Origin of the sequence: Salinivibrio sp. IB643 (genome assembly GCF_001996105.1) — a bacterium.
Taxonomy (GTDB): domain Bacteria; phylum Pseudomonadota; class Gammaproteobacteria; order Enterobacterales; family Vibrionaceae; genus Salinivibrio; species Salinivibrio costicola.
On record NZ_MUFF01000012.1, the window covers coordinates 20,933 to 39,803 of the forward strand.

General features: G+C 47.9%; 17 protein-coding genes and 1 other RNA gene. 14 read left to right on the forward strand and 4 right to left on the reverse strand.

The features are described from left to right. Nucleotides 1–30: 30 nt before the first annotated feature. The 3 genes from BZG77_RS07410 to ffs all read left to right on the forward strand — a co-directional run bounded on the left by BZG77_RS07410 (nt 31) and on the right by ffs (nt 1,444). The gene (locus BZG77_RS07410; RefSeq protein ID WP_077646762.1) at nt 31–471 is read left to right on the forward strand and encodes a YbaY family lipoprotein; all 441 of its coding nucleotides are present in this window, start codon (nt 31–33) and stop codon (nt 469–471) included. A 20-nt stretch (nt 472–491) separates the two neighbouring features. Further along, nucleotides 492–1,223: a hypothetical protein gene (locus tag BZG77_RS07415; protein WP_077646763.1), complete on the forward strand. Its 732-nt coding sequence runs from the start codon at nt 492–494 to the stop codon at nt 1,221–1,223. Nucleotides 1,224–1,347: 124 nt separating this feature from the next. Next, an RNA gene (gene ffs, locus BZG77_RS07420) (signal recognition particle sRNA small type) lies at nt 1,348–1,444 on the forward strand. Between the two features lie 187 nt (nt 1,445–1,631). Here the strand turns inward: ffs and BZG77_RS07425 are convergent. Continuing rightward, nucleotides 1,632–2,108, reverse strand: coding sequence for a Dps family protein (locus tag BZG77_RS07425; protein ID WP_077646764.1), 477 nt, complete (start codon nt 2,106–2,108; stop codon nt 1,632–1,634). A 480-nt stretch (nt 2,109–2,588) separates the two neighbouring features. Between BZG77_RS07425 and BZG77_RS07430 the strand changes: the two genes are divergently transcribed. The 9 genes from BZG77_RS07430 (at nt 2,589) to choV (ending at nt 13,089) form a co-directional block, all read left to right on the forward strand. Continuing rightward, nucleotides 2,589–3,152: a GbsR/MarR family transcriptional regulator gene (locus BZG77_RS07430; protein ID WP_077646765.1), complete on the forward strand. Its 564-nt coding sequence runs from the start codon at nt 2,589–2,591 to the stop codon at nt 3,150–3,152. An 18-nt stretch (nt 3,153–3,170) separates the two neighbouring features. After that, nucleotides 3,171–4,520, forward strand: a complete 1,350-nt coding sequence (locus tag BZG77_RS07435) for a cytochrome ubiquinol oxidase subunit I (protein WP_077646766.1) — start codon at nt 3,171–3,173, stop codon at nt 4,518–4,520. Beyond that, nucleotides 4,517–5,515 carry a cytochrome d ubiquinol oxidase subunit II gene (cydB, locus tag BZG77_RS07440; protein WP_077646767.1) on the forward strand — a complete coding sequence of 333 codons (999 nt, stop codon included), beginning with the start codon at nt 4,517–4,519 and terminating at the stop codon, nt 5,513–5,515. The genes BZG77_RS07435 and cydB overlap by 4 nt, the downstream gene beginning before the upstream one ends. Before the next feature lie 623 nt (nt 5,516–6,138). Next, nucleotides 6,139–6,741 carry a transcriptional regulator BetI gene (gene betI, locus BZG77_RS07445; protein WP_077646768.1) on the forward strand — a complete coding sequence of 201 codons (603 nt, stop codon included), beginning with the start codon at nt 6,139–6,141 and terminating at the stop codon, nt 6,739–6,741. 53 nt (nt 6,742–6,794) lie between these two features. Further along, nucleotides 6,795–8,255, forward strand: coding sequence for a betaine-aldehyde dehydrogenase (betB, locus tag BZG77_RS07450; RefSeq protein WP_077646769.1), 1,461 nt, complete (start codon nt 6,795–6,797; stop codon nt 8,253–8,255). Between the two features lie 20 nt (nt 8,256–8,275). Continuing rightward, complete coding sequence (gene betA, locus BZG77_RS07455; protein WP_077646770.1) at nt 8,276–9,976, forward strand: choline dehydrogenase; 1,701 nt, start codon at nt 8,276–8,278, stop codon at nt 9,974–9,976. 44 nt (nt 9,977–10,020) lie between these two features. Continuing rightward, complete coding sequence (locus tag BZG77_RS07460) at nt 10,021–10,980, forward strand: choline ABC transporter substrate-binding protein (protein ID WP_077646771.1); 960 nt, start codon at nt 10,021–10,023, stop codon at nt 10,978–10,980. A 54-nt stretch (nt 10,981–11,034) separates the two neighbouring features. Further along, complete coding sequence (gene choW / locus BZG77_RS07465; RefSeq protein ID WP_021022506.1) at nt 11,035–11,877, forward strand: choline ABC transporter permease subunit; 843 nt, start codon at nt 11,035–11,037, stop codon at nt 11,875–11,877. Between the two features lie 9 nt (nt 11,878–11,886). After that, nucleotides 11,887–13,089 (forward strand): choline ABC transporter ATP-binding protein, encoded by a 1,203-nt coding sequence (gene choV / locus BZG77_RS07470; RefSeq protein WP_077646772.1) that lies wholly within the window; start codon nt 11,887–11,889, stop codon nt 13,087–13,089. A 98-nt stretch (nt 13,090–13,187) separates the two neighbouring features. Here the strand turns inward: choV and BZG77_RS07475 are convergent, their stop codons facing one another. Further along, nucleotides 13,188–13,685 (reverse strand): fasciclin domain-containing protein, encoded by a 498-nt coding sequence (locus BZG77_RS07475; protein WP_077646773.1) that lies wholly within the window; start codon nt 13,683–13,685, stop codon nt 13,188–13,190. Nucleotides 13,686–14,128: 443 nt separating this feature from the next. On the opposite strand from BZG77_RS07475, the gene BZG77_RS07480 reads away from it, so the two are divergent. Further along, nucleotides 14,129–14,434, forward strand: coding sequence for a hypothetical protein (locus BZG77_RS07480; RefSeq protein WP_077646774.1), 306 nt, complete (start codon nt 14,129–14,131; stop codon nt 14,432–14,434). Nucleotides 14,435–14,562: 128 nt separating this feature from the next. Here BZG77_RS07480 and yjjG read toward each other — a convergent pair whose 3' ends face one another. After that, nucleotides 14,563–15,234, reverse strand: coding sequence for a pyrimidine 5'-nucleotidase (yjjG, locus tag BZG77_RS07485; RefSeq protein ID WP_077646775.1), 672 nt, complete (start codon nt 15,232–15,234; stop codon nt 14,563–14,565). Nucleotides 15,235–15,356: 122 nt separating this feature from the next. Beyond that, complete coding sequence (locus tag BZG77_RS07490) at nt 15,357–16,580, reverse strand: NupC/NupG family nucleoside CNT transporter (RefSeq protein ID WP_077646776.1); 1,224 nt, start codon at nt 16,578–16,580, stop codon at nt 15,357–15,359. A 608-nt stretch (nt 16,581–17,188) separates the two neighbouring features. Here BZG77_RS07490 and BZG77_RS07495 point away from each other — a divergent pair. Continuing rightward, the gene (locus tag BZG77_RS07495) at nt 17,189–18,823 is read left to right on the forward strand and encodes a BCCT family transporter (RefSeq protein ID WP_077646777.1); all 1,635 of its coding nucleotides are present in this window, start codon (nt 17,189–17,191) and stop codon (nt 18,821–18,823) included. Nucleotides 18,824–18,871 lie beyond the last annotated feature (48 nt).

Below are 18,871 nucleotides of genomic sequence, written 5' to 3' on the forward strand. Positions count from 1 at the left end.
ATTCAAACGCGTTTCGGTGAGGATTCTTTAATGAAGAAACTAACGTTTCTGTTGTTCGCCTTATTTACTGCTCTAGTGTTTACCGCGTGCTCTGGTAATAACCAACCCAATGATTTAGCCAATATTTCTGGTACTTTGATCTATCGTGAGCGCCTTGCTTTACCCGAGACAGCCAGTGTCACTGTGCGTTTGGTAGAAATAAAAAAAATGGACTCGCCGGGTAAAGTGATTAGCCGACAGTCTTTTGTGACTGAAGGTCAGCAAGTGCCCCTCCATTTCGCGCTAAATTACGATCCAAGCCAAATTTCTGCTTCTCATGATTATGTGATCACCGCGCAAATTGATGTCAGTGAACGCCCGTTATTTATCACCAATACGGTTAAAAAAGTGATCACGGATACGAATCACACCTATGATCCAACCATTACGCTGGTACGATCCGACAACGAGTCGCTACACTGGGAATCATGACCACAGCACAAGGAGTGTGCATGCGGATTTCCTCATTAGTTTGGCCCGCGATCGTGCTAGCGATTGCTATTGCTGCGAGTATAAGTGCCGGCGATGCCTTACATGGGCTAGCGATCATGGCGCCTGCGTTGTTTTTCTTCTACCCAGACAAATTGGCGAGTTGGTTATTGCTGTTGGGAATGGCGGCCTTGGCCCTTTCTTTACCGCAGTTACCTGCTTTGCTTGCGGCAAGTACTTTGCTGATCTTGCCAGCGTTATCTTTATGGTTTAATCCTGACCGACATCCCCATGTTAAGTGGTTACTCGGGGCTGTGATGCTCGCTATTTTCGCAGGGATAATGGCTTTGCAGTCGGAAGCAAAATTAGGCGGGGCTCCCTGGTTTTTGGCTCTTCAACTTGCGGCGTTATGCGGGTTATGGTTATCGATGCAATATTGGCCAGGCTACCAACCACCTCGCCGTGGCGCTTGGCTAGTGCTTCCCATTCTGGCCGCGGCAGTTGGGTGGCCATCCGCGCTGTGGAGCGTGGCAGTGGTTGCGATGATTGGGCTGTTACAGTGGGTGGCGCTTACACCGCGTTTAGCCACTTCACGTCACCTTGCGATGCACATTTTGCCGTGCGTGCCGTTTTTAGTTATTGCTTGGCGTGTTCCCTATCAATTAACAATGTCGTTACTGGTGGCGTGGGCCACTATGCTGGCGGCTATCTGGGTAGGTGAGTATTTACTCTTGGAAGACTCAGACGATAATTAAGCGATAATTGCTTATAATATCAACAGTTAATCGGTAAGAAAACGAATCCTTCTTGCATTGCATCCAGCCTTGCCACATAATGCCCCGCAGTTAAGCAAGCTTAACGACATATCGATGGAGGCCTCCTTGGTTCTCCCGCAACACTATCTTGTGTACTGGGTCAGGTCCGGAAGGAAGCAGCCCGCGCTTGGGACGTGTGTGCCGGGATGTAGCTGGGGAGGTCTCCGCCCTTTCTGCTCCCCTAAAATTCAATTTCTCGTTACAATCTCATACTTCTCGAGCAATAATGGTGCCGCCTTGGTTAGGGCTTTTACGTCCGTATTACTCACTCATTGAATGAGATTGTAGGTTGTTTAGGCATAAAAATAGCCCGACAAAGCGGGCTACTTTACGTTATCGAACAAGTGATTAGTTCAAGTATGCGTTGAACATCCACAGTAATTTTTCTTGTTCGCGGATGTAATCGCTCATTAGTGCTGATGTGCCTTCGTCGTCAGCTTCACCAGCAAGGCTCATAATGTCACGTTGTAGGCTAATTAATACACTAAACCCGTCAACAATGGCGCGTAGACCGGCTTGACCGTTCGCCTCTGGTGCATGCTCTTTGATTTCACTGATTTTCAAATATTCACTGAAGCGGTGTTCAGCGGTACCACCAATAGTAAGAATGCGCTCGGCTACTTCATCGATCTTAGTTTGTAAATCGGTATAGATCTCTTCGAATTTTACGTGTAGCTCAAAGAAGTCGCCGCCTTTGATGTTCCAGTGAAAACCACGCACATTGGTGTACAGCACTTGGTAGTTTGCTAATAGCGTATCTAGGCGAGCGGCTAACTCTGCAGCTTTGGTGCTGTCCAATCCGATCAATGCTGATTGTTTACTCATCTAATGCCTCCTTAGTGGCAAAATCAATGTGTTAAATCGTCGCGCTATCGCGAAAATTGAACACTGGAAACTGTATTGTTTCGATTGATGAAATTAGAGTAACGTCCCGAATTAAAAAAGGAAAATGGAGTTAACCTATATACCTGATAGGTTAAGCCTATGATGTGATCGATGTATCGTCATGAACAATAAAATGCTCAGGAAGACGAGATTTTTGCTGTTTTGAGTCATGTTTAGAAACACAATAATTATGTGTATCTATGCGTCGCCGTGCTTCCTTTCCCCTGCGTTCTGACGTACTCTTTGTGACTAAGATCATTTTCACACGGCAGTCTGTGTAACATTTTCATAAAGAATCCTTACAGTTTGCAATTAAAATCCTTTTCTATTTTCAATAATTTCTGAAAATTCCAAATTTTCATTGATCCCACGCAAATAAACTCCGTATTATCTCTCAAACGTATTGTGAGGGAGATTAAAATGGAGTTGTCACAAGAATTACGCAATGTCGTGATGCACTTTGGTGAGATGGGAAGCCGTTGGGGCTTTAATCGCTCAGTCGGTGAAATGCTAGCGCTGATTGTGCTAAGCGAACATCCTTTAAGCGCTGACGATATTGTGTCTGCACTCAACATATCTCGTGGCAACGTCAGTATGGCAACCAAAGAGTTGCAAGGCTGGAATTTGATCCGCTCACAGCGTACCCCCGGAGATAGAAAGGATTACTTCGTGCCCAATGGCACTATCTGGGAGTTGGCGCAGCAGGTGCTTGCTGAAAGGAAAAAGCGAGAAGTCGACCCCACCTTATCTATGTTGCGTTCACATTTTATGCGAAGCGAAGACGATGCAGATAGTCACGCGGTGACGCAGCTACATGAGATCCATGATCTTTTGGAGCTGTTCAACCATTGGTTTGATGATGTGCAGCAAATGAAACCTGAGCATCTGAAAAATTTGATGAAGCTGGGTAGCAGTGTCGGCAAGCTTCTTGAGCTATCCGGCAAGCTGTTTCACAGCAAGTCTAACGAAGTATCGGGTAAGTAACGTCCTGAGGGTAATGTCATGTTAGATACATTAATGTTGTCGCGGATCCAATTTGCGGCCAACATCAGCTTCCATATTCTTTTTCCCACCATCACGATTGCACTCGGATGGATGCTGGTGTTTTTCAAATTCAGACACAATCGCACGGGTGAGCAAATTTGGCTCGACACCTATTATTTCTGGGTCAAAGTATTTGCGCTGACCTTTGCGCTTGGGGTGGTCTCTGGTATCACCATGAGTTTTCAGTTTGGCACCAATTGGCCGGGCTTCATGGAAAAAGTGGGCAACATTGCGGGTCCTTTATTGGGCTACGAGGTGATGACGGCGTTTTTCATGGAAGCGACCTTCCTCGGTGTGATGTTATTCGGTAAAAACCGGGTGCCTAACTGGGTGCATACGCTGGCAACTTTGCTGGTGGCGATTGGCACGACGCTTTCTGCTTTTTGGATCCTGGTTCTCAATAGCTGGATGCACACACCAACCGGCTTTGAGATCATTGAAGGGGTGGTCCACCCAACCAGCTGGTTTGAGATTATTTTTAACCCATCAATGCCGTATCGCTTAAGCCATATGCTTTTAGCGTCAGGGCTGACCGCGTCTTTCTTAATTGCCGGTATTTCCGCCTATCAGAAATTGAAATCACCCACGTCCGGTGTGTCAGACAAGCCACTTAAAGTGGGGATTACGGCAGCCGCCATTTTGATCCCCTTGCAAATCATTATCGGCGACATGCACGGGTTAAACACCCTAGAGCATCAACCGCAGAAAATTGCGGCGATGGAAGGGGTCTGGGAGACCGAGCAAGGCGCGCCATTACTGCTTTTTGCGGTACCTAACGAACAAACACGTTCAAACGACTATGAAATCGGTATTCCGAATCTGGCCAGTTTGATTCTGACTCACAAACTCGATGGTGAAATAAAAGGCTTGGACAGCTTTGAGTATCATCCACCGGTGAAACCACTTTTCTTTGGTTTTCGAATCATGGTAGGCGTAGGTGTGCTCATGTTGTTGGTGAGCTGGTACACCGCGTACCGTGTATGGCGAAACCAGCCAATGCCTAAGTGGCATCTGATGGGGCTTGTGGCGATGACCTTCTCAGGCTGGGTCGCTACCTTATCGGGATGGTATGTCACTGAGATTGGTCGTCAGCCTTGGCTTGTTGAAGGTGTATTAAAAACGGCGGATGCGGTGACGACAGTCGCCAGTTCTAATGTAGGGATTTCATTAACCATCTATCTCACGCTCTATGCCGTGTTGATGGTGGCCTACATTCGAACCCTGTTCTTCTTGGCGAAAAAACGTTTGCCAGAGTATCAATCTGACGGCGCAAACACCGCGCAGTCAATTAAAGAGGTGAGCGTATGACCATCACACCATATTTACCTGAAATCTATCTATTGCTCTTTGGGTTTACGGTATTTATGTATGCCGTATTAGATGGCTACGATCTCGGAGTTGGCATGTTGCTCCCGAGCTGTAACCAAGCACAGCGCGATCGCATGATTGCATCGATTGGTCCTTTTTGGGATGCCAACGAAACGTGGTTGGTGTTGGCGGTTGGTATTTTGTTGATTGCATTCCCAACCGCACATAGCTTGATTTTGACTGAGCTATACTTGCCGACCTCAGTGATGTTAGCGGGATTAATCTTGCGCGGGGTCTCCTTCGATTTCCGTGCCAAGGTGCGGCCTGAACGCAAAGATCTCTGGGATCGTTGCTTTAAAGCCGGCTCTTTTATTGCAGCGATGACCCAAGGCTACATGATAGGCCGTTATGTGTTAGCATTTGATGAAAGCATCGGGGCGTACTTGTTTGCCTTATTAAGTGGCCTTTGTGTGACCGCAGCTTACATCTATATCGGCGGGACCTGGCTGGTGATGAAGACTGAAGGCGATTTACAAAAGCGAGCGGCTAAATGGTCGCGTCGTGGTGGTTGGTTAGCCGCGTTAGGCGTCTTAGCCATTAGCATTGTGAATCCACTGGTAAGTGAAACGGTTGCCGCGCGTTGGTTTGGCTTCCCTGAGATCTTGCTGCTCGCCCCCGTTCCATTAGTGTGTCTGGCGATTATGGTACTGGTCGACCGATATTTACGCCATGTACCGGTTGAAAATGACGTGGGATACCAATTCCCATTCATTGGCGCGATATTCTTGTTCGCATTAAGCTTTTTTGGCTTGGCCTATAGCTTCTTTCCGGACATCGTCCCAGGGGTAATGACCGCACAAGAGGCAGCGAGTGCACCAGGTACCTTATTGATTGTGGGTTATGGTGCCATGTTTGTGTTGCCGATGATCTTCTTGTACACCGTATTTGTCTATCGTGTGTTCTCCGGTAAAGCAACGGATCTTAACTACGAGTAATCTCTCTCACCGTTAGCCGTTTAACTATTTTATGAGCGCCCAGTCCATCTTTTGATGGCCTGGGCGCTTTTTTTATCCCTACATATTTGTCATTAACGCGGAAAAAGATAGTCACACTAAACATTGTCCGCGTTAAATATTACATCTCGCTGGATTAGCCCTCCTATCTATCAAGCAAAGACCTAATTTTTCCTGAGACCATTACGTTAGAGCTTGGTACTCGATTCCAATTTTGTCTTGTTCTATCTGGTAATCGGCGATATAAGCGGATTTTCGTTGCTTTTTTACGCTTTCTAGCGCTTTTGGTGATGATGTCGCTGGTAATGAGTGAGGCTAAATCATAGCGCTTCTCTTGTTTATGGCCCTTAATAATCGCTTATGATAGCTGTGATTGTGGTCATTTATTGAGCGATTTGGTGATAAATACTGCTATCAGTACAAACAATTAGGTGACAAAAGAGTGGGGTTAAAATTGACTTAAATCATTGTTTTTGCTTTATCTAGCTGTTTTTTCGTAGGGTGGGGTGTAGCGAATTGGTTAAAAATAATGTTTGAGATCTAATGATTAGCGTGTAAGATTATCTTTAACTAATCGTTCAATTAAAAAAACGAATGGAGACGTAATGCCTAAGGTAGGGATGCCGGAAGTACGGAAACCGCAGCTGGTTAAGGCCACGATGACGGTTATCGGTCGAGTAGGGCTGCATGCAGCCACGATTTCTTTGATCAGTAAGGAAGCCGGCGTATCAACAGGCATTATTAACCACTATTTTGGTGGTAAGCATGGCTTGCTAGAAGAAACCATGCGCGTGGTTCTACGTGAGCTATCGGCGACGGTGATTAGCGCATTGCGTGAAACCCCACGCCACCACCATCAGGCGCGCATTAACGCGATCATTAACGCTAACTTTGAAGGGTTTCAGGCCAAATCCGATGTGGTTAAAACCTGGTTAGCGTTCTGGTCGTATGCCATGCACGACGAAGAATTATACCGTTTACAACGCGTGAACGAAAAGCGCCTACTGTCGCATTTGCGCATTGAGCTACGTGCATTATTGCCGCTTGATCAGGCGGTGATGGTCGCTCAGGGGATTGCGGCGTTGATCGATGGTATTTGGTTGCGCGGTGCATTGAACCCTAAAGGTATTGATGCCAACAACGCGCGGACCATTATCAATGATTATTTGGAAAAGCAATTGACCTTTTATGGTCGTCCTCAGAGCTAAGGCCGCAAACGCCTGACATATACACTCGAATACAAAAGAATTCAGGATTAATTATGGACGCGAAAACGCTATTTATTAATGGCCAACTGACCGCTGCAACCAGTGGCGAGCACTTTGCAACCGTCAACCCGGCCACGGGTGAAACGCTTGCACAAATTGATCAAGCTTCGGCAGACGATGTACAAGCGGCTGTCGATGCTGCCAAACAAGGCTTTGCAGTTTGGTCGCGTATGACAGCGATGGAACGTAGCCGTATTCTACTAAAAGCCGTTGCCCTGTTACGTGAGCGTAATGATGAATTAGCGAAGCTCGAAGTACTCGATACCGGTAAGCCGATGCAAGAAGCGGTCGAGGTTGACGTGATCACCGGTGCGGATGCGATTGAGTATTTCGCCAATCTTGTCCCGTCCATGCAGGGCGAGCAACAACCGCTTTCTGAAAAACAATTCTTCTATACCCGTCGTGAGCCACTTGGCGTGTGTGCAGGCATTGGTGCATGGAACTATCCGATCCAGATTGCGATGTGGAAGTCAGCACCTGCCTTGGCCGCTGGTAATGCCATGGTTTTCAAACCCTCTGAAGAAACACCGCTAACCGCCTTAAAACTGGCAGAAATTTTTGCCGAAGCAGGGATGCCAGCCGGTGTGTTTAATGTGGTTCAAGGTGACTACCGTGTGGGCCAAATGCTGACTGCACACCCTGAGATTGCCAAAGTCTCGTTCACGGGTGAAGTCGGAACCGGTAAAACGGTCATGGGTGACGCGGCCAAAACACTCAAGTCGGTCACTATGGAACTAGGCGGTAAATCACCTTGTATCGTGTTTGATGATGCAGACCTTGATAATGCGGTATCGGCAGCCATGGTCGCGAACTTCTATACCCAAGGCGAAGTGTGTACACACGGCACCCGTGTATTTGTTCACGACAGCATTTACGACGCCTTTGTTGAGCAACTGAAAGCGCGTACAGAAAAGCTCGTTATCGGTGACCCAACCGATATGAACACCCAGGTCGGTGCGCTGATCTCGACTGAACACCTTAATAAAGTGATGACGGCGATTGAAACGGCAAAAGCAAGCGGTGCAACCTTGCTGACCGGTGGCTACCGCGTCACTGAGAACGGGCTTGATAAGGGTAACTTTGTCGCGCCAACCATCTTTACAGACTGTGATGACAACATGGCGCACGTGCGTGAAGAGATCTTTGGCCCTGTGATGTCGGTATTGCGTTTTTCTGATGAGGAAGAAGTCGTTGCCCGTGCCAACAATACCCATTATGGCTTAGCGGCAGGTATCTTTACGCAGAATCTATCGCGTGCTCACCGCATTATTCATCAGCTTGAAGCCGGTATTTGCTGGGTTAACACCTGGGGTGATTCACCCGCAGAAATGCCAGTTGGTGGCTACAAACACTCAGGTGTCGGTCGTGAGAATGGTGTCGAAACCCTTACACATTATACCCAAACCAAGAGTGTCCTGATTGAGCTTGGCGACTTCGCCAGCCCTTACGCCTAATTTCTAACGGAGCGACCAATATGTCACAACGCTACGATTATATTATCGTCGGCGCGGGTTCGGCCGGCTGCGCATTGGCCGATCGGCTGACCGAATCTGGCCAACATCAAGTGCTACTGCTTGAAGCGGGCGGTACCGATAAGAGTATTTTTATCCAAATGCCGACAGCTTTGTCGATTCCTATGAACACCAAGCGCTATGCCTGGCAGTTCGAGACATTGCCAGAGCCAGGCCTTGATGGACGTGAACTTCATTGTCCCCGCGGTAAAGTGCTCGGTGGCAGCTCATCGATTAATGGCATGGTGTATGTCCGTGGTCACGCTTGCGACTATGAAGAGTGGGTTGAGCACGGTGCCAATGGCTGGGATTACGCGAGCTGCTTGCCGTACTTTAAGCGTGCTGAAAGTTGGTCAGGCGGGGCAGATACCTACCGTGGTGGTAACGGTCCTGTCGGCACTTGCAACGGTAACGACATGAAATTAAACCCATTGTATCAAGCTTTTATTGATGCAGGGGTGGAAGCTGGGTATCCAGAAACCAAAGATTACAACGGTTATCAGCAAGAAGGCTTTGGTCCAATGCACATGACCGTCGATAAAGGTGTGCGTGCCTCAACATCAAACGCTTATCTGCGCCGCGCACTGAAGCGTAGCAACCTCACCTTGAAAAAAGGCGTGGTGACGCGCCGTATCTTGCTAGAAGGCAAGCGTGCTGTCGGTGTGGAATTTGAAAAAGGCGGCAACATCGAGCATGTGATGGCGGATAAAGAAGTGATCTCCAGTGCCGGCTCTGTTGGATCGCCTCAGCTTTTACAGCTATCCGGTATTGGTGCGCGTGACGTGCTCGAAAGTGCAGGTGTTGATGTTCAGCACGAGCTGCCGGGCGTCGGTGAAAATTTGCAAGACCACCTCGAGGTGTATTTTCAGTTCCATTGTAAGCAACCCATCACGCTGAACAGCAAGCTGGGCCTTATTAGCAAAGGCATGATTGGTACCGAGTGGATCCTGACCCGTAAAGGCTTGGGCGCCACCAACCATTTTGAATCTTGCGCCTTTATTCGCTCACGTGAAGGACTGAAGTGGCCAAACGTGCAGTATCACTTTTTGCCTGCAGCTATGCGCTATGACGGTAAAGCGGCATTTGATGGCCATGGCTTCCAGGTGCATGTCGGCCCTAATAAACCAGAAAGTCGCGGCCATGTTCGGATTCAGTCTGCCGATCCGCATGCTAAGCCAGCAATTTTATTTAATTACATTACGACTGAGCAAGACCGCCAAGATTGGCGCGACACCATTCGTTTAACCCGCGAAATTATGGATCAAAACGCGATGAACGCATTCCGTGGTGATGAGATCCAGCCGGGTAAGGATGTTCAGTCGGATGAAGCGATCGATCGTTGGGTGAAAGAGAATGTGGAAAGTGCTTATCACCCATCGTGTACTTGCAAAATGGGCGCCGAAGACGACGCAATGGCGGTGCTCGATGAGCAATGCCGTGTGCGTGGAGTTCAAGGGTTGCGCGTGGTGGACTCCTCTGTCTTCCCGACGATTCCTAATGGCAACCTGAATGCCCCAACCATCATGGTAGCGGAGCGCGCCGCTGACATGATCCTTGAGAAGCCACTCTTACCTGCCGAGCAGGTGCCAGTATGGATTGCGGCTGAGTGGCAAGACAAGCAACGCAATCAAAACGCGCAGAGTGACGATGCCACCCAAGGGTGAGCACACACTAGAAACTAATTAGTAAGCATTACAAGGAAACTAAGATGTCAATGAATAAACGTAAAACCACCAAAACGCTGATGACTGCCGTTGGCTTGAGCTCAATGATGGCGTTCGGCGCTGCAGCGAATCAGTGTGAAACCGTGCGTTTCTCGGATATCGGTTGGACAGACGTCACTTCAACGACGGCTATCACCACGGAAGTACTTAAAGGCATAGGTTACACCACAGAGACAGATTTACTGTCACTGCCTGTGACCTTCTCATCACTGGCGTCGGGCGACATCGACGTATTCCTCGGTAACTGGATGCCAACACAGACAGGCGATATTAAGAAGTACATTGATAACGGCACTGTCGATAGCGTTCGCGCTAACCTAACGGGGGCAAAATACACCTTAGCTGTGCCAAAATATGTGTACGATGCCGGTGTGAAGAGTGTTGCAGATATCGCGGAATATGCTGACAAATTTGATTCACGCATTTATGGCATTGAACCCGGTAACGATGGCAACACGCAAATTCAAAAAATGATCGACACCGACGACTTTGATCTGGGTGATTTCCGCCTAATCGAGTCCAGTGAAGCGGGCATGATTTCGCAAGTCTCACGTGCCGTTCGTCGTGACAAATGGGTTGCCTTCCTCGGCTGGGCCCCGCACCCAATGAACAGCAATTTTGATATGAAATATCTATCTGGTGCCGATGAGTACTTCGGCCCGAACTATGGCGGTGCCACGGTTCATACCAACGTACGTAGCGGCTATGTCGAGCAGTGCGCAAACGTGGGTCAAATGCTCGAGAATCTTGAGTTTAGTCTCAAGATGGAAAACGAAATGATGGGCAAAATCCTCAACGACGGTGAGAAGCCACAAATGGCTGCACGTGAATGGCTACGCAACAACCCAAGTGTGTTGAACAAGTGGCTAGACGGTGTCACCACCGTTGATGGTCAAGACGCTGTTGAAGCGGTCACTGAATACCTAAAAAAGACTGAAGCGTAATTATAAAAGTGTAGAAGGAGAGGGCGGTGTTAACGCCGCCCCTAAGGTTTTATTGTGAATATTATTACAGATAACAAGATCCCACTCGGTCAATGGATGGAAAGTGGTGTTGATTGGTTGACCATGAATGCCGCCGGTTTTTTTGATGCGATTTCAATTGGCTTAGATACTAGCATCACACTATTGGTCGATATTTTTAAATGGATGCCAGCAGCCGGTCCGATTCTTATGACCGCGGCCCTTGCTTGGTACCTGCAACGTCGAATTTCTATCGTGATCTTTGTTGTGAGTGCGCTCTTGTTGATCCTCAACCTGGGCTACTGGCAAGAGATGCTGGAAACCTTTGTTCTGGTTTTTGCCGCGACAACGATTTCCGTATTAATTGGCATACCTCTGGGCATAATGGCGGCGCACCGGCCTTTGGTATATACCTTTATGCGGCCATTGCTCGATTTAATGCAAACCGTACCACCGTTTGTGTATCTCATCCCAACGCTGGTGTTGTTTGGTTTAGGGATTGTGCCGGGCCTTATTTCGACCATTATCTTTGCTATCGCATCGCCAATCCGCCTGACGTATCTAGGGATCACGCGGGTGCCTGAAGAATTGGTCGAGGCGGGACGTGCATTTGGTGCCACTCGTATGAAGTTGTTGTTTAAAGTGGAATTGCCGGCGGCATTGCCAAGCATTATGACAGGTGTGACTCAGTGTATTATGTTGTCGCTGTCGATGGTGGTTATTGCTGCGCTGGTGGGGGCTGATGGCCTGGGTAAACCGGTTGTTCGTGCACTGAATACAGTGAACATTTCTCAAGGGTTTGAAGCGGGTCTTGCGATTGTATTGGTCGCCATCATTCTTGACCGCTTGTGTAAAGCACCCAACCAAGGCAACGAATAAGAGGTAACCATGGACGCAATCGCAATTAAAAATTTAGATGTCGTGTTTGGCGATAACGTACAGCCAGCACTTGATCTGTTGGATAAAGGCCTTTCTCGGTCAGAAATTATTGAACAAACTGGACAAGTTGTCGGTGTCGATAATGTATCGCTCAATGTTAAAGAAGGCGAAATCTGTGTGCTCATGGGCCTTTCAGGCTCAGGTAAATCGAGCTTACTCCGTGCAGTTAACGGCTTAAACCCTATTAGTCGTGGTAGCCTCGAAGTCCGCGACGGCGATCAAATGGTCGATATGGCGACTGTTGATTCGCAGACATTGCGTCACTTGCGCACCAGTCGTGCTTCTATGGTGTTCCAAAAATTTGCCTTGATGCCTTGGATGACGGTTGTCGACAATGTGGCGTTTGGCTTGGAAATGAAGGGGATCAGCAAAAAAGAGCGCCGCAAGCAAGCGCTTGAGAAATTGGAGCTCGTTGGTCTAGACGTGTGGGCTAACCAATATCCTCATGAACTGTCTGGTGGTATGCAGCAGCGTGTTGGTTTAGCAAGGGCCTTTGCCATGGACAGCGATATATTGCTGATGGATGAGCCTTTCTCTGCGCTTGACCCACTGATCCGAGCCCAGTTGCAAGATGAGCTGTTAGAAATACAGAAAAAACTCAATAAAACCATTCTGTTCGTCAGTCACGACTTGGATGAAGCGTTGAAGATTGGTAACAACATTGCGATTATGGAATCGGGCCAATTGATTCAGCATGGCAAGCCGGAAGACATTGTATTACGTCCAGAAACTGACTACGTCCGTGACTTTGTGGCGCATACTAACCCATTGAATGTCTTAAAAGGACGCTCAATGATGAAAACGGCTGATAACTTAATGCGCGTTGAGAATCGTTGGAAAATCTGTGATCGACGTGAAATCTGGGTCACGGCTGAGCAAGGTGGCACTTTCTCTGCAAGCGCGGGCAATCAACCATTGCGTGTGGTTAAGTGGGACAAAGACACGCTCGATTTCTCACTCGTTGGCGATAACACCATTGTTGTGGCCTCACCCGATATTGAGATGCGTGACGCGATTGAAATTCGCTATAACACCAATACGCCTGTATTGCTGGTAGAAAATGGTGAATTGCTCGGTACCTTGTCTGATCATGACTTCTATCATGCTTTATTGGGTAAATTTCAGAAAAAAGACACAGCCAAAGCGGCATAACTCACCACGAGTCAGCCCCATGTCTAGCCATACAAAAGGCCTGCTCGAGAGCAGGCCTTTTCTGATCATTGCGAAGTTTGTTGATAACCGAATTAATACTACGGCATGATCACGGTATCAATCACGTGAATGACGCCGTTGGACGCCATGACATCGGGTTTCACCACAGTCGCGTTGTCTACTTTCACATCACCGTAAGAGACTTTAATCATCACGTCGCTACCTTGCACCGTGGTTGCTGATGACATACCCATAACTTGCTCGGCTGTGACCTTACCGGGGACAACATGGTAAGTAAGGATATCGGTTAGTTTGTCTTTATTCTCTGGCTTCAGCAGTGTTTCTACGGTGCCATCTGGGAGCTTATCAAAGGCAGCGTTGGTCGGCGCAAACACTGTAAATGGGCCATCACCTTTCAATGTATCAACCAGGTCAGCGGCTTTTACTGCTGCGACCAACGTTGAAAAGTCATCATTTTTCATCGCAGTATCAACAATATCATGATCACCCTTGTGGTGAGCAGCGACCGCGGAGCCCATGCTTGCGAGGAACGTGGCAGTGACTGCAAATTTGGTCATTGTGTGTTTTAACATCATTGTTCTCCCTTTCATTTTTTACTCCCCACCATGACGGCGATGCAACATTGCAAACGCTTGGTGACTTCCTGGGAATGATTAATTGACTGCCTTGTAGAAAACGAAGAGAGAGATGAAGCCGATCACAGCGCCAAAACTATTCCTGGCCACGATTCCTTCTTTTACGCCTGATTACCTTGATATTCACGTGAAATTTTTCGAACAACTCATTCGCATAATTGTGATTGTCCGCACACTTTTATCGGCGTAATCTCGTGCTCGTTCCAACGCAATAACGCGAACATGCTGTCGATTCTAGGGAGTATGCTTTGTGAGCAAGTTTCTGCGAAAAATAGCATTTTCAAAAAAATAGCCATTTTTCAAAATAGAGACAGTGAGGTGACAAAGCATCCGCGTTATTGGCGTTTAATCGCAGTCAACCCGATACGAAAGAGGAAATAACCATGAAAAAACTTGCAGCAATTTTCGCCCTGACGCTCGCTTCAACCTCTGTAATGGCTGGTGGTTTAAACCTCGATGTCATCCCAGCTGAAGGCGGCGCTTGGGTAACCGTTACCGAGCAAGGCCAAGCGGTTGAAGGTGCGAAAGTGACCAGCGAATCCGGTCTGGATGCGAAAGTCACTGACGAGTCTGGTCGTGTATTTATTCATGCACAAAACCAGAACAGCCGTTCAGTCAACTATGTCGCTAACACAGATCAAGGCCAGCACGCTGAAAAAGCAGCCTTTGTACGTGGCGACCACAGCTAAGCATTGTTTGTAAGCCATCGTGGACAAATCTTGTCCACGAGTCATTGAGCATAAAAAAGAGAGCATTACGCTCTCTTTTTTTATGCCTTTCGGTTAACCACAACCACGTTTTTAGAGCAACTACGTTTTCAGAGCAACCATGCTTTTAGATCAAAAAGTGACTCGACTTGATGGGTTGGCGTAATGCCTGCTGGTGACGGTGTGTTATCGCTATTAAGCCAGCATGTATCAATCCCTGCACGCATGCCACCCAACACATCAGAATGTGGATTATCGCCAACCATTAAGATTTTGTCCTTGGGGGGATTTCCCATTTTTTCAAAGGCATGTTCAAAGATCCGAGGGTCCGGCTTGGCGATGCCCACTTGCTCGGATATCACTAAGGTTGAAATCGCAGACTTCAACCCGGTTCTTTCCAGGCGGATATCTTGGAGAGCGGTAAATCCGTTAGTAATGATACCAATATGTGCATGTGGCTTGATCGCACTAATAAGATCGCGCGCGCCTGGCAATGGTTCGCAAATCTCAGCCATTGCATCTAAAAAACCCTGGTTCAATGTTGCAGGCGCCACGTTAAGACGCTCTCCCCAACGCGTAAAACGCTCGGTTTGTAGCGTATGAGCGTCAATTTCACCATCTTGATATTGTACCCACAAAGGCTTGTTTAGCGCTGAGTATTCCGCAAACGCGTGATGGTCAAAATTGACATTATAGCGCGAAAACATACGTTGCAGTCCCGCAAACGCATCGAAGTGAAACAGGGTTTGATCCGCATCAAAAAGCACCCAAGGATATCGCATCGAWTTAACTCTCTTAATGTAAAGTGAAAGAGTGTAACAGACCCAGAGGTTTGCTAGCGAGCCTCCACAAGCGACTCACCGTCCATGGTGATAAATAACGAAAACACAAAGCCATGTTGCTATTAAAGGGAGAGGTATAGCCCTGCCAAGGTGGCACTCATGAGGTTGGCTAAGGTTGCGGCAAGAATGGCGCGCATGCCTAATTTAGCGATATCACCGCGGCGCTCTGGGACAATGCCGCCCAAGCCGCCCATTAACATTGCTATTGAGGTGAGGTTGGCAAAGCCACATAACGCAAACGTAACAATGGCTTGGCTATGGGGAGAGAGCGCCCCTTTTAGGTTCATAAAATCCGCAAACGCCACAAATTCATTTACAGCAATTTTCTTACCAATCAAGGTGCCTGCTGTCATCGCCTCTTGCCAGGGAACGCCAATAAGCCAAGCCACCGGTGCAAATAGGTAGCCGAATAGCCACTCAAGGCTTAGTTGCGGCAAGTTTAAAATAGGCCCCAGTTTCCCTAACCCACCATTAATCAGCGCGATCATGCTAATCACCGCCAACAAGCTAGCACCCACGGCCATCGCAATTTGTAAGCCACTCAAGGCGCCTTGCGTGCCAGCATCAATCACATTCACCGGTTTATCTTGATCGTCTTCGAGCGCTTGGTGTTGAGCATGATTCATGGGGGATTCGGTCTGCGGTACCATTATCTTAGCCATCATTAACCCAGCAGGTGCCGACATAAACGCGGCTGCAATCAGGTATTTCATCTCTACTCCTAAGCCTGCGTAACCGACCATGGTGCCGCCGGCGACTGAGGCGAGCCCGCCTACCATAACAGCAAACAGCTCGGAGCGAGTCATGGTAGAAAGAAAAGGTTTCACAACCAACGGCGCTTCAACGGAGCCAACAAAGATATTAGCCGTAGCAGACATCGACTCAGTGCGAGAAGTGCCAAGTACGCGGCTTAATAAGCCACCAATGAGGCGAATGATCCAAGTCATGACCCCAATGTGGTAAAGCACAGCGATCAGTGCAGAGAAAAAAACGATGGTAGGAAGTACATTAAAGGCGAAAATAAAACCAAGTTTAAACTTAGCCAGATCACCAAATAGAAATTCAGCGCCAATATCGCCAAAACTAATAATCGCCGACACGGCTTCTGATGCGTTAGCTAGAATACGCTGACCAAGCGGAACAGAGATGATAAAGCCAGCAAAGACGATTTGTATCAGGAACGCACCTCCCACTGTGCGCCAATTAATCGCGGAGCGATTTTCCGAAAAGACAACCGCGATAAGGAAGAGGACACTAATCCCCAAAAGGCCAATGCCAAACTGCATGATGTTGCTCCGCAAACGTTAAACTTAGGATGGAAAACGATTGCGGCGGTATTGTACGCGATTTTAATAATGTGACAAGAGTCACTCTTTTTTCTCTTTGTGTTCATTTAATTGCACGTGTGTCTATATTGATAAAAAATGTTGTGGCTCGTAAATGATGCGTGACACCTTGGTTATAAAAGATGTCGAGACGGGTTCTTCCTATCAGCATTGTGAGTGAAGATTGCGTTGCATCAAAAGTGTTGATGGTGAATGTGTCTATTTTTCATGGGCATCTAGAATAAAACCCGGCTATGATTCGAATAAGTCAAGGGTAGTGCTATTTCCTTAGTTACACGATTATTTATAGTTCTGAAATAAAGAGTTCAAATAACTCGCTGAGCGAGTAAAGACATAGGATTCGGGCTGATTTTTTCTTAGTGGCTGGTCACAAAATGAACATTTGGTTAGGCCCCTAATTAAAAAATTTTTGAGATGTGTTAATGTAGCCGACTGTGTGGTGATGACTGAYCTTTTATTGATGTTAAAGATGGCTTAAACATCAATAAATAATGAGCTCGCTACCAACACTCACAGGCTTCCGAATAAACGGACTAAGGAGTTAACTCGTGAGCGATAAAAGCCATGAAGATATGATGACACCAGACGGGAAGGTTAACCCGATCGATACTGACTATCAGGTCGGTCAGGATAACGTAGCGCTGAAACTCGGCCCGTTTGGTTTTGATATTCATAACCGAGTATTTATGATTTCCGGGCTGTCAATTTTGGCCTTTATTTTTGTCACCTTGGCATTTCAAAACCAAATCGGTCCTGTTTTTGGGGATTTGCGTGGATGGCTAACCTCAAATCTAGACTGGTTCTTCCTTTCTGCAGGTAATATTTTTGTTGTTGCTTGTCTAGTGCTGGTTGTGTCACCACTGGGTAAAGTTCGATTGGGTGGTACTGAGGCCAAACCGGATTACGGCTATCCTGGCTGGTTCGCGATGCTTTTTGCGGCCGGTATGGGCATTGGCTTGATGTTTTATGGCGTATCTGAACCATTGACGCACTTCCAAACCGCGTTAGGTGGAACGGCAACCGGTGCTGACGGTCTTCGCACTGACTGGGCGCCTTTGGGGGCGGCAGCCGGGGATACTGAAGCTGCTCGTCGCCTAGGTATGTCTGCGACTATTTTCCACTGGGGCTTACACCCATGGGCGATTTACGCGGTATTGGCTCTAGGCTTGGCACTGTTTGCGTATAACAAAGGCTTGCCTTTGACCATGCGTTCTGTGTTCTACCCGCTGTTCGGTGAGCGAGTTTGGGGTTGGACAGGGCATGTGATTGACATTCTCGCAGTCATTGCGACCTTGTTTGGTCTTGCTACTTCGCTAGGCTTGGGGGCATCACAAGCATCCGCCGGCCTGCACTTCCTGTTTGACACGCCGTTGGGTGATACCACCGAAGTCTTGCTGGTGATGGGTATTACAGGGGCAGCCATTTTTTCGGTTGTTGCAGGGGTTGATAAAGGGGTCAAACGCCTGTCTGAAATCAACATGATTTTGGCACTGTTGCTGCTGATCTTTGTGATTGCCGTGGGTCCAACGATTGCCATTTTTACCGGCTTCTTTGGAAACCTCGGAGCATATCTACAAAATCTGCCTGCGCTGTCTATGCCATTTGGCCGTGAAGATGCGAACTTTACCCAAGGCTGGACTTCCTTCTATTGGGCATGGTGGATTTCTTGGTCCCCATTTGTGGGTATGTTTATTGCGCGTGTTTCACGCGGTCGTACTGTGCGTGAATTTATCACCTGTGTACTGATCATCCCTTCAGCGGCCTGTGTGCTTTGGATGACCGCCTTTGGTGGCACAGCGATTAGTCAATTCCTTAACGACTACAGCGCAGTTGCTGATGCGGAACTTTCACTTAAGCTGTTTGCAATGCTGGATGGTTTGCCATTGGCGACAATCACATCGTTTATCGGGATTATCCTGGTTATGGTATTCTTTGTGACCTCGTCTGACTCGGGCTCATTGGTTATTGATACCATTTCAGCGGGCGGTAAAGTGAATGTGCCTGTACCACAGCGTGTTTTCTGGGCGTCTTTCGAGGGCTTGGTTGCGGTTGCGTTGATCCTTGGCGGTGGCTTGGTTGCCCTGCAAGCGATGGCGGTATCAACCGGTTTCCCATTCACGATTGTGCTGCTGGTCGCGACGGTCTCCTTGTTTAAAGGCTTGATGTCAGAGCCGCGAGTCTAGTTAGCGAAACATCGTTAATCTAGTCAATGATGAAAGAGGCAGCGCACC

Bases quoted from the DNA above. Each gene is read 5' to 3' on its own strand.
- BZG77_RS07410 (WP_077646762.1), top strand. From the start codon at position 31: ATGAAGAAACTAACGTTTCTGTTGTTCGCCTTATTTACTGCTCTAGTG.
- BZG77_RS07415 (WP_077646763.1), top strand. From the start codon at position 492: ATGCGGATTTCCTCATTAGTTTGGCCCGCGATCGTGCTAGCGATTGCT.
- BZG77_RS07425 (WP_077646764.1), bottom strand. From the start codon at position 2,108: ATGAGTAAACAATCAGCATTGATCGGATTGGACAGCACCAAAGCTGCA.
- BZG77_RS07430 (WP_077646765.1), top strand. From the start codon at position 2,589: ATGGAGTTGTCACAAGAATTACGCAATGTCGTGATGCACTTTGGTGAG.
- BZG77_RS07435 (WP_077646766.1), top strand. From the start codon at position 3,171: ATGTTAGATACATTAATGTTGTCGCGGATCCAATTTGCGGCCAACATC.
- cydB (WP_077646767.1), top strand. From the start codon at position 4,517: ATGACCATCACACCATATTTACCTGAAATCTATCTATTGCTCTTTGGG.
- betI (WP_077646768.1), top strand. From the start codon at position 6,139: ATGCCTAAGGTAGGGATGCCGGAAGTACGGAAACCGCAGCTGGTTAAG.
- betB (WP_077646769.1), top strand. From the start codon at position 6,795: ATGGACGCGAAAACGCTATTTATTAATGGCCAACTGACCGCTGCAACC.
- betA (WP_077646770.1), top strand. From the start codon at position 8,276: ATGTCACAACGCTACGATTATATTATCGTCGGCGCGGGTTCGGCCGGC.
- BZG77_RS07460 (WP_077646771.1), top strand. From the start codon at position 10,021: ATGTCAATGAATAAACGTAAAACCACCAAAACGCTGATGACTGCCGTT.
- choV (WP_077646772.1), top strand. From the start codon at position 11,887: ATGGACGCAATCGCAATTAAAAATTTAGATGTCGTGTTTGGCGATAAC.
- BZG77_RS07475 (WP_077646773.1), bottom strand. From the start codon at position 13,685: ATGATGTTAAAACACACAATGACCAAATTTGCAGTCACTGCCACGTTC.
- BZG77_RS07480 (WP_077646774.1), top strand. From the start codon at position 14,129: ATGAAAAAACTTGCAGCAATTTTCGCCCTGACGCTCGCTTCAACCTCT.
- yjjG (WP_077646775.1), bottom strand. From the start codon at position 15,234: ATGCGATATCCTTGGGTGCTTTTTGATGCGGATCAAACCCTGTTTCAC.
- BZG77_RS07490 (WP_077646776.1), bottom strand. From the start codon at position 16,580: ATGCAGTTTGGCATTGGCCTTTTGGGGATTAGTGTCCTCTTCCTTATC.